Source organism: Paenibacillus sp. 01T422 (genome assembly GCF_056398785.1).
The window spans coordinates 1-792 of record NZ_JBFTQB010001455.1; the positions used below are offsets into that span (position 1 = coordinate 1).

Genomic DNA, 792 nt, shown 5'->3' on the forward strand with positions numbered 1-792 from the left:
GCTCCAACTGGGCAAGCTTGTCTTCCAAGAATCGTACAGTTGGATTATTGCCTCTTGAGTACACGAAATTTTCTTGCTCATCCACTCTTGCCAAGTTGAATTGATCATACGTATCGAAGGAAAATAAACTTGTCTGGTAAATCGGAACATTGATAGAGCCATGGTGTTGGTGATCATGTTCATCATGCGCCACGATCGAGAACATTTTCTCATTAGCAGTCATTAGCCTTTCACCGCCCCTTGGGTTAATCCTTCCACAATAAACCGCTGTGCGAGAGCGAACAATAGAATTGTTGGGAGTACAGAAAGCACGGTTCCAGCGGACATCGAACCCCAATCCACATTAAATTTGAGAATAAAAGAATTCATAGCTACTGGTAGCGTTTTAAGCGATTCATTATCAATAAACATAACGGCCAAGAACAGCTCATTCCAGTTCTGTACGAAAGCAAAGATGAACATGGAGGAGATACCTGGCATCATAATTGGAATGATCACTCGCATTAAGGCAGACAGCTGGGAACAACCGTCGATCATCGCCGCTTCCTCCAAATTGGACGGAATTCGCTGGAAAAAGCCTCGCAGCATAATGGTGGAAAAAGGAATCAGAATGACCGTATACATTAAAATCAAGGAGATTCGTTGATTAAGCAAATGCATATTTGACATCATCATATAAAGAGGAGCCAATGAAATGAAACCTGGAAGCATTTGCGTAATGAAGAAACCAAGCATAATTTGTCTATGCCCTCGAAACCGGAATCGCGCGAGCACATAGGCGCTGCATATAGC

The 792-nt window shown here is 42.8% G+C and carries 2 protein-coding genes; both read right to left on the reverse strand.

The window, feature by feature from the left end; translation table 11 throughout:
- Nucleotides 1–223: PLP-dependent transferase (locus AC1DUA_RS39470; RefSeq protein ID WP_477504863.1), on the reverse strand; the 223-nt coding region annotated here is incomplete at its 3' end.
- The coding region (locus AC1DUA_RS39475; RefSeq protein ID WP_477504864.1) for a carbohydrate ABC transporter permease at nucleotides 223–792 on the reverse strand (570 nt) is incomplete at its 5' end. The genes AC1DUA_RS39470 and AC1DUA_RS39475, both read right to left, overlap by 1 nt.